Source organism: Streptomyces sp. CT34 (assembly GCF_000805335.1).
Lineage (GTDB): Bacteria > Actinomycetota > Actinomycetes > Streptomycetales > Streptomycetaceae > Streptomyces.
In genome coordinates, this window is record NZ_KN708638.1 from 827112 (window position 1) to 839955 (window position 12844).

The window sequence follows — 12844 nt, forward strand, 5'->3', positions numbered from 1 at the left end:
CGTCGAACGGGTCCACGGCCAGTTCCCCCGCCGCGTGCGTGAGGGCCCGCAACGCCGGTACGAGAACGGCTCGTTGTGCGGCGGGCAGCCGGCAGACCAGCGCACGAATCCGGCCCCGGCGGTGCGCGAGGACCCGCTCCACCAGGGCCCGCCCCTCCCCCGTGAGCCGCAGCACCACCTCCCGGCGGTTGTCGGGATTGGGCCGCCGATCCACCAGCCCGGCGGCCTCCAACCGCACCACCATCCGCATCGCGGTGGACGGATTGACACCCAACGTGGCCGCCATGGCGGCGAGTTTGAGCGGTTCGCAGCTCTCCAGCACCACCAGGGCGCGTAGTTGCGGCAGCGTCATCGAGTCGTCGATCGACGCGAGGGACCGCGCCGAAACGGCGACCAGAAGACGCGATGCCGCCATGACGGCAACGGTCACCTCCTCGGCCTCCTGATCGAGATCGGTCGGCTCGACGGCCGGGTGAGCGGGGTCCCGCGGTGCGGTTTCGTCATGCGGCATGGGGACCGTTATACCTGCCGTCCGCTTACGTGCCCCGACCCGCGGCGGAATCGGCTGAGGAGATCCACAGGCGCCCAACCCGCGCCGTCACTCGCCGCGTTCCGCCGCAGGCCCTTCACCTCCGGAAAGCAGGAAATCACTGCAACGCATTGCACAGTCCAGCGAAGTACACCTTCACCGTGGAGTGCCCCTTTCATAGTGGAGCGCCCCTTCATAGTGGAGTGCCCCTGTATACTGGAACGGGATGCAAACATGCAGTGCGATTCAGTGCCGCTGTTAGGCTGGCTCCATGGGTGAAGGGCTCCGGGAGCGCAAGAAGCGCCAGACACGGCAACGGATCTCCGAGGTGGCCGTCGCCCTCTTCGTGGAGCACGGCTTCGACCACGTCACCATCGCCGAGATCGCGGCAGCCGCCGAGGTCTCGGTGAACACCCTCTACAACTACTACGAGTCCAAGGAAGACCTGGTCCTGCCCCCGGACCAGGCGTCGCCGCAGCGGCTCGCCGACATCGTCCGCGCCCGCGAGCCCGGCGAGTCCGCGGCCCGCGCCGTGCTCGACCACCTCCGCGACGAACTGCGGCGCCGCGACCGGAACGTGGGGCTGACCGCCGGGTTCGCCCGCGTCTTCCAGATGATGCGCGCCGCGCCCACCCTCACCGCCCGCCTCGAAGACCTCGGCCGGGAGATGACCGAGGCACTCGGCGCCGTCCTCGCCGAGGAGACCGGCGCCCCACCGGACGATCAGACACCGGTCGTGGTGGCCGGCGCGATCGGCTGGTTCCACTCCCTCGTCTACGGCGAGATCGGCCGGCGCATCGTCGCGGGCGATGCCCCGGACACGATCGCGGAGTCCGTCCTGGAACTCCTCGACCTGGTCGAGGGCATGCTGAGCGAGACCGCCCTCACCTACGCCACACGCACCGCGGAGTAGCGCTACCCCGGGGCGCCCAGGTGTGCGGGGCGGCCACAGGGCGGGTGCAGCGGCTCAGTCCTGCGACGCCACCGGGGTGCGTATGCCGAAGAGGGGGACGCCGCTGCCGGCGCGGAAGGCGCGGCTGCGGCGGACGGTGAGGGCCGCCACCACGCCGAGGATCGCGAAGGACTGGAACCTGCCGACCACAGGGACCAGATCGACGGGCAGGGTCAGTGCCTCCAGGGTGCTCAGCGAGGCGTCGAGCAGCTGGGAGCCGCCCCAGAGCAGCGTCAGCCCGCGCAGCGCGGCCCGGAAGTCCGGCAAGACGTCCCAGGCGCGGTCCGCCTCTTCCTGGCCGGCCGGATCGCGCATTCGGCGGGCGAAGTGGAAGGGGAAGGGCCGCGCGGCGAACAGCGAGCCGAGGATCCAGAGTGCCAGTGCGGCGGGGATGCCCGCGTCCTTCAACAACAGTATGCGGGGGCTGCCGCTGATCAGTGAGGTCGCCGCCGATGCCGCGAGCAGCACGACCATCAGGAGGTCGAACGCCTCGACGCGGCGACGGACCACGGCCGTGCCCAGTGCGTGCGCGGCCGGGATCACGCTGCTCAGTAACAGTGCCTTCCACTGGGCGATGTCCTGGGCCCGCAGCGCGTAGTAAATCGCGAGCGGCAGCAGGATGTTGATGCCGAGCGGGACGAACAGCGCGCGCCACCGGCCTGTCGAACTGCGCGCCATGGCGACTTCCATGAGGACCCCCGGGGTAGCTGGCCGGGCATTCCGGCACTTGGTTGACCTGCATCGACATTAGGAGTCGAGCGGGTGGAGAGGCATCGGCTCCAGGGACGGTCCTGAGAGGCCGTTCTCCGCCTCGTCTCCACCGTCGGGTTGACACCCCACGGGTGGACCCGACGGGCACGGGCTCGGCCGGGGCGGACCGGAGCCCGCCCCGGCCGAGCCCGCCGCGGCGCCGGACCCGTCAGGAACCGGGCGCCCCGCGGCCGTCGGTGGAGCCGGTGCTCCGGCGGCCTACGGCCGAGACGGCGCGCGTCGGCAGCGTGCGCAGCCGGCGGCGGCAACGAATCCCTTCCGGGCGCGGGCGTGGACGGCGGCAGCGGGCTCCGCTGCGGCGGACAGGGGTCGGGAGGCCGTCTCCGAGGTGGCAGAGGGGGGCGGGCGCGGGTACGGAGGCGGTCCGGGCGCTGCTGCGCGGGTGCGTCGGCAGGCGGAGGTATGGCGCATCGGCGGAAGCCGTGGCCCGGATACCGTGCGCCGTCCTCGGACGGCGCCAGGACCTGCGACGCGGTGGTGCAGGACCGGTCCGCGCTACCGGGGACGAGATCCGCGGTAGCGCGGAGGAGAGGGGCGCTCGTGTTCTCGGTGCACGCCCTGACTTCAGGGGGTGGCGTCGGAGCCACCGACGATCAGCGCCGAGCACAGAAATGCCTGCGGTGCCGAGGGCAGCAGCATGCGACCCCCGCCGGTGGCCGCGGAACGGCCGGTGCTGCGGTATCGCGCATGCGGGTCTCCCAACACTCTTCCAGGGAAGGATCTCCTGGAAGAGATCGGGAAATTCGGGAAACATCGAAAATTCGCGGCGATTCGACTCGATCCCACTATGAACTGGGCGTATGCCGTGAGTCGGAACCGTCGGCGGGACCGTCGTGCTCAGTCGGCCGACGTGGCGCGGCGGTAATGGTCCGTGAACCGCTCCAGCGGCTCGCCTTCGGTGTTCCACGGCCAGGGCGTGGCCACGCCTCCGGTGGCGCGCAGCGTGTTCGCGGCGTCCGCGGGACGGGCGGCCTTGATCAGCGCGTAGGCCAGCAGGTTCAGGTCGGCGAGTGCCTGGGCGTGGTGGAGGTATCCCGGGCCCGGCCAGTAGTGCGCCGCGTGGTCGAGTACCTTGACGGCATCGGGGCGGCGCCAGAACTCGCCCGCGCCGAGGGCCGTCACCCCTCCGGGAGCCATGGCGCGGTGGTGGCTGCGGACGAGCGCGGCGAGCTCCAGGCCCGCCGCCGGGGCGTTCGGGGGCATGGCCGAGCGGACACTGTCGAGCAGATCCAGCACCTGGCCGCTGGAGCCGCACTCGTCGGGCGAGAGATAGCCCAGCGCCTGGAGGTGGGCCTCCCGGTTCCACGGGTCGCGGGCCTTGATCTCGCGCCATATCGGGGACAGTTCGCCGGAGGGGCGCCGCTCCAGGCGGAGGGTGGCCATGTGCAGGGTCCAGGGTGTGGGGTCCCCGGGCAGCAGCTCGGCCGCGAGCCGGCAGGTCTCGCGGGTGGCGTCGAGGTCGATGGTGGAGCCCCGCTCCCCGGCCAGCAGCAGATCCGACCAGGCGTGGAGCAGCAGAGCACCCTGGTTGCGGGGGTTGTGCTGACGCCAGATGCCGGGCAGGGACCGGCCCGCGGACGAGGCGAGCACCCGGAGGCGGTGGGCCTTGCGGTCCCAGTCCTCGCCGGCGTCGTCGATCACGTCTTTCATCAGCGCCATGACAGCCGTGTCGAGCGATCCACGGTCCCAGCAGGTCTCGACGCGCCGCCGGACCTTTCCCAGGGCGGTGTCGTCGAGCTCGGGGACCAGACGGGGACGGCTGCCTCTACGGCGTCTGAATACTGGCATCCGCGATGGCCTTCCAGATGAGGTGGGGACGGAACGGAGTGCAGGCATGGTAAGGCCGCCGGTGTGCGCCCTACCGCACCGCCCGTACTACGAGATGCCGCGACGGGCGGGCCGACGCTCGCCGGGGTGATCACTCGACCGTCGCGCCGGGTCGGCCGGGACGCCCGCCGGCCGGCGCCCGGCGGTCTCGCCTCCACGTCCGTACAGAGCCGGCGGAGATCCACAGCGGTCGCATTCCCTCTACCACATCCTTGCACCCGCCTCTGACAACCCCCGCGCACGCGGCGGCTGTTGGTGCCCCAGGCCGGCCCGCACCGTCGTGCGCAATGGGGTCGCCGGCACCTGCGGCACGCTCCGGTCGAGCCGGTGCTCCGCGGTGGCGGCCCTGCCCTGGCGGACGATGCCCAGGGTCTGCGCGAGGGTGCCGACAGCGGCCGGGGCGAGGGCGACAGCGGCGAGCCAGGCGATCCAGCTGCCCGGTGCGACCACGGCCGTCAGTGCGCCCGTACTGCCCGCGAGCGCGGAGGGAGAACCTGAGCCTGCCAGAACGGCCAGGTCAGCGGGAGGGTACCGGCGGCGTACCGGTCGGTTAAGGGTGCCGGCGGCGTACCGGTCGGGTCAGGGTGACGGTCACAGGCTCTGTCCTTCCGAAGTGACGGCCGAGGCGGGGTCCCGGCTGGTGAGCGCCGTGTCGATCGCCTGCCACTCGCGCAGCAGTGCCCGTGTGAGGCGGGGGCCGTCGCGGCAGGTCCGGCACACCTTGCGTGGGCGTGCCTGGCTGGTGTCCCACTCCCTGGTCAGCAGCCCTTGCCTGCGACGCCACCTCCCCCACCGGCGTGCTCAGTCCGCGGCCGGCCCGGTGCCCCGGATGGTGCGCCAGTACTGGCGTCGCTTCGCGTCCTTCACAACGACGCCGAGCCGGGCCAGCTCGTCGCGGAGTTCGCGGACGTCGTCGTCCGAGGGGCCCTTCTTCTTGAGCATTTCCTGACGGGCCGCGAGGAAGGCGTTGGCTCCCTCCGGGAGCCCGGGAGCGGCCGGGACCCAGCGGCGGAAGTCGTCCCGGTGCGGGTCGGCGTCCACCCACACATAGCCGTACTCGGTGAAGGCGTCGGCGAGGCGGCGGATGTCCATATCGCATTCCTGCCGGGTGAGTTCGCCGCCGTCGTGGCCGAGCAGGACGAGTTCCCCGCCGTCCCGGAAGGCCGTGGCGACGGCATCGCGTGAGAACGACCGCTCCCGGCCCTTCCGGGTGAGCGAGACGCGGTCGGCCGTCAGACGGATCACCAACTCCTCGTGCTGGGCGACGAGTCCCAGCACCAGCCCGGCCACCGCACCCACAACGGGCAGCCAGGGTTCGGGGATCGACGTCAGCAGCCGGGCCGGACCCTGCATCGGCGCCCAGGGCAGCGTCACCAGTGAGCCGGCCAGGACGCCGACGAGCCAGCCGGCGCCCGCCCCCACCACGGCGAAAACGAGGTAGACGCAGACCGTGCTCCACGTCGCGCGGCCGAGCACCATGGGACCGCCGACCGGCGGGCCTTGCTCTTCTCCCTTGCCCATCTCCATGTCCGGGTTCCCCCTCCGCTGTCGTCCCCGCAATAATAGACCGGTCACTCGGTCTATTATTGCGGGGACGACAGCGGAGGAACCGAAACCGGCCAGAAGGAGGCCACGATGCGGACGGTAGACCCGGCCAAACACCGGGCCCGGCGCCGGCACATCGTCAACGCCGCGGCCGAACTCTTCGCCGCCAAAGGCTTCGAACGCACCACCACGGCGGAGATCTGCAAGGCCGCCGGTATGAGCGCGGGCAACCTGTTCCACTACTTCCCCAACAAGCGGGCCATCTTCCACGCCGTCTTCGAGGACGATGAGCACGACGGCGCCACCACCAAGGCTGAGCGGCTCGCCGCTGCCCGCGCCGCCGACGACCCGTGGACCGCCCTCCTCGACACCGTGGACCTGCTCGCGGCCCCCGCCCTGGAGCCGCTGACCCCGGCCCTCGTCGTGGAGGCCATGATCCGGGCCTGTCGCGACCCCGAACTCGCGGCGCTGCTGAGCCGCGACGACGAAGAGGAGCGGTCAACCCTGGCCACGCTGCTGCGGAAGACCGCCGCGGCCGGCCTGACCGACCCGGCCCTGGCCCCGGACGACACCGCAGCGTGGGTTCTGGCTCTCATCAGCGCCCTCTACACCAGCGCCGCCACCGATCCGGCCTTCGACCCGTCCGCCCAACTGCCCATGCTGCGCCTGATGCTGCACCGCTTCCTGCGGCCCGGCGCCGGCACGGATCCGGAACGCTGAGCACCCGCGCCACCGTGCGGGACCACGCGTGCCCGTCAGTACTGGCGGACCTTGACGCCACCGATCAGGGAGTACGCGCGAACCCTCACCACCGGTCCCTCGGATTCGCCGGCGACGCCGGGATGCCGGCCGCCGATGAGCGAGAAGCCGCCGACCTCGACCGTGGTGCCCGCCGGAACCCTGAGATCGACGCCGCCCACCACCGAGAAGGCGTCGACCTCGGCGGACGCACCATCGGGGTAGGTGAGGTCGGCGCCGCCGACCAGGGACGCCTTGATCAGACGCGTTCCCGCCGCCGGGAGCTCGGCCTCGGAATGGTCGAGCCTGGCCCCGCCGACCGCCCCGACATGCACGGTGCGCTCCCGCGCCGCAAAGGCACCCTGCTGCTTGAGCCCGCCGAGCAGGGACAGGCTCCACCTCGTACGGGGACGGGACGAGGGCGTCGCGGTGGTCTGGAGCGAGGTCGTGCTGGTGGTGGCCGGCGTGGTCTTCGCGCTGTTGCTCATGTCTCCGACCCTACCGAGGCCGACTGAAACAGCGTCAGTGACGATGCCCACCGATCCCGCATGACAGATGTCATGACCAGCGGAAACGTCCGCACCACATCCGCCCTCGTCCCGCTCGTCCGACGTCATCCGCGACCCGGCGAGATCCGCGGTGAGCGTGGTGCCCGGGACGCTGACCACCGCGTCGTAGGCGCACAGGGCCGGGGCGTCCGGCGGCGGCACCGAACTCCGCGGCGTGGGCAACTCCACGGCGTAGAAGGTGAATCCGCCCTCCGTAAGGGAATCGGCAGGTCCAGCGGTTCGCTGCGGCAGCGAACGGCACCCGGGGCGCGGGTGCCCACGCGAAAATCCGTTGCCGTCCGCCGCTGCCCGGCGCGAGTCTGAGGCCATGCTGGGATTCGTCAGTGCCGACAACAACGCCCTCGTCTCGTGCTTGGGCGACCCGCACCGCGCCGCGGCGGCCTACCGCGGACTGCTGCGGCGCGGTGCGGGCGCGTTGGGCGCCGTCCGCGCCGGCCTACACCACGTGGATCCAGCCGTTCGCGAGGGCTGCTGCCGTCTGCTCGACCACCTGGTCGACACCGACTCCATGGACCAACTCATCGCCATGGCCGACGATCCCGCCCCCCGGGTCAGGATCGCCGCGTTCCACGCACTGGCCTGCGACCGCTGCAAGGGCGACACCTGCGCCCCGGGCGCGGACCGGGTCCTCGCCCCTGCACTGCAGCACCTGTCCGCCGACCCCGACCCCCATGTCCGGGCGATGGCAGCCGAGTTGGCCGGCAAGTTCACCCATACCGATGCCGGTGCCCTCGCCGCCTTGCAGACGTCCCACGCGCAGGACCCCAGTCCCGCCGTCCGCAAGAAGGCGGGCTGGTTCATCCCCGGCGGGACCATCTACGAACGGACCGTCCCCCGCGCGCCCCGGTAGGCGGTTCGGACGTCGTGCGCCGGGAGGGACGGGCGTCCCCCCGGCGACATCCGCCCAGTCGACCGGCCCGACTTGCACGCCAAGGCTCGCCACGGGAGCCAGGCGGTCGGGCCGGTCCCCCGTGCCCCGCTCTTCCTCGGCCAGCCCGTCGGCTTCCCGACAAGCTGCGGCTATGCGGCTATGCGGAACTCAACTCTGCGGCGTGGTAGGCACGGAGGCCATGGCCTTCTGCACCTCTTTGTTCACCAGGGTGTTCAACTTGCTCGGTGTGAGGGCGGCGGCGCCACCCGGAATCGTGCGGTCATTGATCTGCACGATGGGGAGTTCACCCAAGCCCGCGGCGGCGTAGTCGGCCTGCGACTCCTTCACCCAGCCCATGCGCTCGGTTCGGTTGACGCACAGCGAGAAATCGTCGTGGTTGATCTTTCCGGCCTTCTTGGCCAGGGCGATGAGCAGCTTGCGGTTCTTCAGCGCGTCGTCGGTGGGGGCCGGCTGGTTCTTCCAGATCTGGCCCATGTACGCGCTGAGCCGCCCCTGGTCCTGGGCGCAGGCCGCGGCGGCCGCGGCTTCGGTGGCCCCGCTGCCGCCGTACCGCTTGTCGCTCTGCGTGACCAGGCGGTAGTTGATCTGGACCTGTCCGGATGCCAGCAGCCGGTCGAGGGTGGGGGCGAAGCGCTGGGCGAAGTCCCGCGAGTGCGGATTGCGCGGGTCCTCGAAGATGGTGAGCGTGACGGGAACGGTGGGCTTCACCGGAAGCGCCAGTTTCGTCTTTTTCGTTCCGGACGCCACGGCACTCGTCGGGGCTTCCACAGTGGTCGACCTGGAGTCGCGCACACTGTGCCCCAGGAGGGCGGCGGCTCCGTACACCACGGCGATGCCACCCGCTATCACCGCATAGTTACGCCACTTGCCCTGGCTGCTGCGAGACGCCTGCTGAGGAGAAGATTCTTCTTTGCGCGCCTTGTCCTTCGCCAACGCAGCCATGCGCACCCTTTCGCCAGTTCACCAGTTCGCCGGTTATGTCCAAATTTCCTGCGGCAGCGCGCGTTCCTGCCGCCACCCCTCGGAGAGGGCGCGACAGCGTCGACCGATCCCGCTGCGGCGCACCCGCTCCGGGATCCGCCTGCTCTGTACCGGGTCGAGTGTAGAGCTGTACGGCGGTGAACCGTCCGCCCGGGGCGCGGCGCCCCACCCGCGCCGACGTTCGAACCCGCGCCCTGAGCGCTGCCGATAACCACAGGGGTACCAAATATCGCCCCAATTCGCCGCACATCACACGGAAATGGATCTTCGGTGAACGACCACCGTCGACCCCTTCCGCATGCCACGCTCGTCGCCGCAGCCGAGGATCTTGCCCTCGAACGAGTCCGTTCACCAGCCGACCCGATGACGGGAGGCTCCACCCTGCCCCCAGAGGCGTCTGCGAACGGCAGCGACGACGGGAAAGCGCAAGATCGAAGTCGCATGAATCTAAGGGTAGTTGACTAACCATCAGTGATTCGCCGGGCCACCTCCGCCCGCATGGACAGCCTCGCAGCCATACCGAAATAGCCATATCGGCACCAGAATTCTCATTCATCCGGCATGGCGGCCCCTAGACGGCGGACGGGCGGTAACGGCGGTGCGGGAGGGCGCCGCCGTGCTGTGCCGTACCGCGGACCGACCGAGATGTACTTCGACGAGTTCGTCGCCGCGGAGGTCGCCGCCCGCAGCACCCCGATCCGGAGTCGGTCGGGCTGGTCGTCGAGCCGGTCCGCGAGAAGGGCGCGCCGGGGCGGTTCCACTGCTACTGCACCGCCTGCGACCGGCTGGTCCACGGGACCGCACTCCAGGTTCGGGAGATCGTGCCCCGAGGGAGGTCCGCGGCTGCGCAGAGAGTCCGAGTCGGACGCGATAACCATGCTCAGTTCACCGCACCCGGGCCGGACCGGGTGATGGCGGGCAGGCTTCCCCGCTCTCCGGCGGCGGGCGCCTCCTGGAGCCGGCCCGCCCGCCGCGTCAGCCGTCGGCGCGGCAGCCACCCGGCACCGGCCGTACCCGTCGGCGGGAGTGTTTCACTCGCCGGGGGCACGGACGAGGGCTGGCTGGCCGGTAGCGCGACTGCGGGATCCCGAGATGCCTGGTCTTGTGGACTAGTAATGACCACTACTGCCCCAGGAGTGCCATGCAGCGTTTTCCCCTGGCCAGCGCGCCGCTCGGCAGTGCACAGGGCCAGAAACGTCGGAGCGCACCGCTCCTGTCCCGCCGCAGTCGCCGCCTCTGTTGGGGCTCGGCCACCGCCTTACTACTGCCGTGTGTACTGACCGCGGCCGGCGCACCACCAGCCGGCACACCACCGGCCCCCGCGACCCGCCACCTGGCGCGCTATCCCGTGCGCATCAGCGCCTACGTGGCCAACAGCGGCTCGTCGACCGTCTCGGTCTACGACACTCGTTTGGAGCGCAAGATCGGCAACGCCCAAGTGGGTCGCGGCCCGACCGGCGTGGGAGCGGCTCCGGACGGTGACGCGGTCTACGTAGCCAACAGCCGTTCCGACACCACCTCCTTCATCAACACCGGCCCCCGACTGCTCACGGCCACGGTGCCCGTCCGGCGCCGACCCTTCGCGGCAACGCCGACCCGCGACGGCCGTTATGTGCTGGTGGCCGACTTCGGCTCGGACGCCGTCTCGATCATCAGCGTCCGGGCCCGCCGGGTGATCGGAACCCTCCCGGTGGGTCCGCTGCCGCACAGCATCACCACGGTGCCGGACGGGCGCGCCTACGTGACCGACAACGGCGGTCGCTCGGTGACCGTGCTCGGCAGGGGCCTGCACGCGACCCGGGACATCCGGGTGGGAGACTTCCCCAGCGGGATCAGTTCGCCGCCCTCCGGCCGCCGGGTGTACGTCTCCAACACCGGTTCCGGCACCGTGTCGGTCATCGACCCCGATACCGAGTCCGTGGTGGCCACCCTGCCGGGCGGCCAGGCGCCGCTGGGCAATGCCGTCAGCCCCGACGGCCGGCGCCTCTACGTCGCCGACTCGGCCCGGAACTGCCTGCTGATCATCGACATCCCCGCCCGCCGCGTGATCGGCCACGTCCCCGTCGGCGTCGATCCGCAGGGTGTCGCCGTCACCCCTGACGGCCGGCGGGTGTGGGTGACGAACGAGCAGTCCGACACCGTGACGGTCATCGACCCCTACACCCAGCGGGTCCGCGCCACCCTGCCGACCGGACACGAGCCCGAAGGCATCGCCATCACCCCACGCTGAGGGTGCCGGGATACGCACACGCCGCGGCCTGGTCCCACCTCGTGACGAGTGGTTCGGCTATGGGGGGTAGCCGTTGGCCCCGAACTCCAGGCCGCCGCGGAAGGCGACATGACTCCACCGGTGCTTCCGGTGTGAGCACGGCATCGACCGACGGGCGTACACGGGTCCGCCCCCGTGTCACAGCGCATCGCACAGATCGAACTTACGTTCGCTTCAAGTGCTCGGGCACTCGCACATCGGCGCCCGGAAGCGTGACGGTGAAACGAACACCGCACATGACTCCCGGCCGGTGCATCAGACTCGCCCCATGGCCTGGGTCTGGTCAGGTACGCCCTCGGTGAGGCAGGTGAGCAGGCCAGGACGGCCGGTACGTCTGGCGCATGCCCCGTAGGCGACCCAGGCGTCATGTCTCGACTGTCAGGGGGAGATCCCATGCGCATCCATCACGTCACCGCGGCACTCGGTTCCCTGGCCGCCGCGGCGGCCCTCGCTCTGGCCACCACCATCCCCGCGCATGCCCGGACCGGCGCGGCATCGGACGCACAGGCCCGCGCCGCAGCCGTCTGCCCGCAAGGCTTCGCCTGCTTCTGGCCGGAGCCCGACTTCGGCGGGGAGATGAGGACCGCACAGAATCCGGACCACGACTGCCGGGCCACACCGGTCCAGCCGGCGCGGTCGGTCTACAACCACAGCTCCGACGCCCTGACCTTCTTCTCACGATCTCGTTGCTCGGTACGCGTAGGCGCATTGGAGTCGGGCGGCTACGCGCAATCCGTCAACGTCTCCAGCTGGCAGTGAACAACGCCGTGCACAACGGGTCCTGAGGGTGCGGCGCGCGTCCGTGCCATACCGGGGCGCCGGTCAAAGCCGCTCCAGCCGCCCGCGATGTCAGGTGCGGAATTCATGGCTCTCCCAGAAAACACTCTCCGCGACTGCCGCCCGACAGAGAGCCGATGAAGGCTCGGTATACAGACGGGTCGCTGCGCCCGCCAGCAGCCTTGACGACACCGAAGTCCCGGTGATTTCCGCGGAGTTGGGTAAATTGACACACGTCGTCAAATTGATCTCGACTCAACGGCATATATCCTGGGCGGAATGTCTCGTATCTGCTCGCAACATGCCACACGTCTCAGTAATTGGGGCATTCTCGGGTTCCTTTACAGGCATCTGCGCCATTACTAGAGTCCCCCGCGACCGTTTTGGCGCGCCGGTTGCATGACCACAACCTCGCGTCTCTCATTGGCAATTCTCGGGGAATCAAGTGAACAAGCTGAAGCGGCGGGCTGTTACCTGTGCGCCGGTGGTTATGGCCTGCCGAGCGCTGGCCACGGTTGCGCTCTTCTTCGCGCTCTTGGCTGCAAACAAGCTCATTGCACCCTTGTGGGCACAGCTTCTCGCAACAGCCGTCCTGGTCGGCATCTACACTCTGGCAACGTCGAAGCTGTCAAGCTCAGCCAGTCGCAATGACAAGGATTCCTAGCGGGCTGAGGCCACAGGCTCGTGCGCGCCGCTCTTCTCTCCTTCAACGCGTCGGTGCGAAGCAAGGCGCGGCAGTAATGCACTTCGCCCGACGCACACATTGTGCAGCCTCGTGGAGGTGCGCCCGGGAGGACGGCCGGTGTGGAGCGATGTCCCGGCGGAAGATCTCGCCGGTGCACGGGACTTCTTCGAGTGGACCGTGGCCCTTCCCCGACGCCGAGGTCCATCGCGAGCAGTTCTGCCGCACCCTCGGCGAACTGCGCCGCCACCGGCGGTCGGACGCCGGCGGGTCGGACGCCGGCGGTCGCCTACCGAGTGGGAGGCGGCGGCG

Annotated in this window: 13 protein-coding genes; 6 read left to right on the plus strand and 7 right to left on the minus strand. The window is 70.4% G+C overall.

Annotation, left to right across the window (positions count from 1 at the left end; genetic code table 11):
• Window positions 1-511: MarR family winged helix-turn-helix transcriptional regulator (locus tag RZ84_RS36055; protein ID WP_107068224.1), on the minus strand; the 511-nt coding region annotated here is incomplete at its 3' end.
• 289 nt (window positions 512-800) lie between these two features.
• Here RZ84_RS36055 and RZ84_RS03665 point away from each other — a divergent pair.
• The gene (locus RZ84_RS03665) at window positions 801-1442 is read left to right on the plus strand and encodes a TetR/AcrR family transcriptional regulator (RefSeq protein WP_043263068.1); all 642 of its coding nucleotides are present in this window, start codon (window positions 801-803) and stop codon (window positions 1440-1442) included.
• Window positions 1443-1496: 54 nt separating this feature from the next.
• On the opposite strand, the gene RZ84_RS03670 is transcribed toward RZ84_RS03665, so the two are convergent.
• The 4 genes from RZ84_RS03670 to RZ84_RS03685 form a co-directional block, all read right to left on the minus strand.
• On the minus strand, window positions 1497-2159 hold the full coding sequence (locus RZ84_RS03670) for a VC0807 family protein (protein WP_107068225.1): 663 nt from the start codon (window positions 2157-2159) through the stop codon (window positions 1497-1499).
• Window positions 2160-3089: 930 nt separating this feature from the next.
• The gene (locus tag RZ84_RS03675) at window positions 3090-4040 is read right to left on the minus strand and encodes a hypothetical protein (protein ID WP_043263069.1); all 951 of its coding nucleotides are present in this window, start codon (window positions 4038-4040) and stop codon (window positions 3090-3092) included.
• A 240-nt stretch (window positions 4041-4280) separates the two neighbouring features.
• Complete coding sequence (locus RZ84_RS03680) at window positions 4281-4529, minus strand: hypothetical protein (RefSeq protein WP_043263070.1); 249 nt, start codon at window positions 4527-4529, stop codon at window positions 4281-4283.
• A gap of 351 nt (window positions 4530-4880) precedes the next feature.
• Window positions 4881-5606 (minus strand): YqeB family protein, encoded by a 726-nt coding sequence (locus RZ84_RS03685; RefSeq protein ID WP_043263071.1) that lies wholly within the window; start codon window positions 5604-5606, stop codon window positions 4881-4883.
• Window positions 5607-5714: 108 nt separating this feature from the next.
• Here RZ84_RS03685 and RZ84_RS03690 point away from each other — a divergent pair, with 108 nt between their 5' ends.
• Window positions 5715-6344, plus strand: a complete 630-nt coding sequence (locus RZ84_RS03690; RefSeq protein ID WP_043263072.1) for a TetR/AcrR family transcriptional regulator — start codon at window positions 5715-5717, stop codon at window positions 6342-6344.
• A 35-nt stretch (window positions 6345-6379) separates the two neighbouring features.
• On the opposite strand, the gene RZ84_RS03695 is transcribed toward RZ84_RS03690, so the two are convergent.
• On the minus strand, window positions 6380-6850 hold the full coding sequence (locus tag RZ84_RS03695) for a hypothetical protein (RefSeq protein ID WP_043263073.1): 471 nt from the start codon (window positions 6848-6850) through the stop codon (window positions 6380-6382).
• A 388-nt stretch (window positions 6851-7238) separates the two neighbouring features.
• Here RZ84_RS03695 and RZ84_RS03700 point away from each other — a divergent pair, with 388 nt between their 5' ends.
• Window positions 7239-7781: a HEAT repeat domain-containing protein gene (locus RZ84_RS03700; protein WP_043263074.1), complete on the plus strand. Its 543-nt coding sequence runs from the start codon at window positions 7239-7241 to the stop codon at window positions 7779-7781.
• Between the two features lie 189 nt (window positions 7782-7970).
• Here RZ84_RS03700 and RZ84_RS03705 read toward each other — a convergent pair whose 3' ends face one another.
• Window positions 7971-8765, minus strand: a complete 795-nt coding sequence (locus RZ84_RS03705; RefSeq protein ID WP_052229759.1) for a DsbA family protein — start codon at window positions 8763-8765, stop codon at window positions 7971-7973.
• A gap of 1387 nt (window positions 8766-10152) precedes the next feature.
• On the opposite strand from RZ84_RS03705, the gene RZ84_RS03710 reads away from it, so the two are divergent.
• The 3 genes from RZ84_RS03710 to RZ84_RS38750 all read left to right on the plus strand — a co-directional run bounded on the left by RZ84_RS03710 (window position 10153) and on the right by RZ84_RS38750 (window position 12514).
• Window positions 10153-11034, plus strand: a complete 882-nt coding sequence (locus tag RZ84_RS03710) for a YVTN family beta-propeller repeat protein (protein WP_241777550.1) — start codon at window positions 10153-10155, stop codon at window positions 11032-11034.
• A gap of 432 nt (window positions 11035-11466) precedes the next feature.
• Window positions 11467-11832 (plus strand): peptidase inhibitor family I36 protein, encoded by a 366-nt coding sequence (locus RZ84_RS03715; RefSeq protein WP_043263077.1) that lies wholly within the window; start codon window positions 11467-11469, stop codon window positions 11830-11832.
• A gap of 463 nt (window positions 11833-12295) precedes the next feature.
• Window positions 12296-12514, plus strand: a complete 219-nt coding sequence (locus tag RZ84_RS38750; protein WP_157878759.1) for a hypothetical protein — start codon at window positions 12296-12298, stop codon at window positions 12512-12514.
• Window positions 12515-12844 lie beyond the last annotated feature (330 nt).

Excerpts from the sequence above, each read along its gene's own strand:
- RZ84_RS03705 (WP_052229759.1), bottom strand. The coding sequence starts at position 8,765 with ATGGCTGCGTTGGCGAAGGACAAGGCGCGCAAAGAAGAATCTTCTCCT.
- RZ84_RS03715 (WP_043263077.1), top strand. The coding sequence starts at position 11,467 with ATGCGCATCCATCACGTCACCGCGGCACTCGGTTCCCTGGCCGCCGCG.
- RZ84_RS03695 (WP_043263073.1), bottom strand. The coding sequence starts at position 6,850 with ATGAGCAACAGCGCGAAGACCACGCCGGCCACCACCAGCACGACCTCG.
- RZ84_RS03665 (WP_043263068.1), top strand. The coding sequence starts at position 801 with ATGGGTGAAGGGCTCCGGGAGCGCAAGAAGCGCCAGACACGGCAACGG.
- RZ84_RS03685 (WP_043263071.1), bottom strand. The coding sequence starts at position 5,606 with ATGGAGATGGGCAAGGGAGAAGAGCAAGGCCCGCCGGTCGGCGGTCCC.
- RZ84_RS03670 (WP_107068225.1), bottom strand. The coding sequence starts at position 2,159 with ATGGCGCGCAGTTCGACAGGCCGGTGGCGCGCGCTGTTCGTCCCGCTC.
- RZ84_RS03690 (WP_043263072.1), top strand. The coding sequence starts at position 5,715 with ATGCGGACGGTAGACCCGGCCAAACACCGGGCCCGGCGCCGGCACATC.
- RZ84_RS03700 (WP_043263074.1), top strand. The coding sequence starts at position 7,239 with ATGCTGGGATTCGTCAGTGCCGACAACAACGCCCTCGTCTCGTGCTTG.
- RZ84_RS03675 (WP_043263069.1), bottom strand. The coding sequence starts at position 4,040 with ATGCCAGTATTCAGACGCCGTAGAGGCAGCCGTCCCCGTCTGGTCCCC.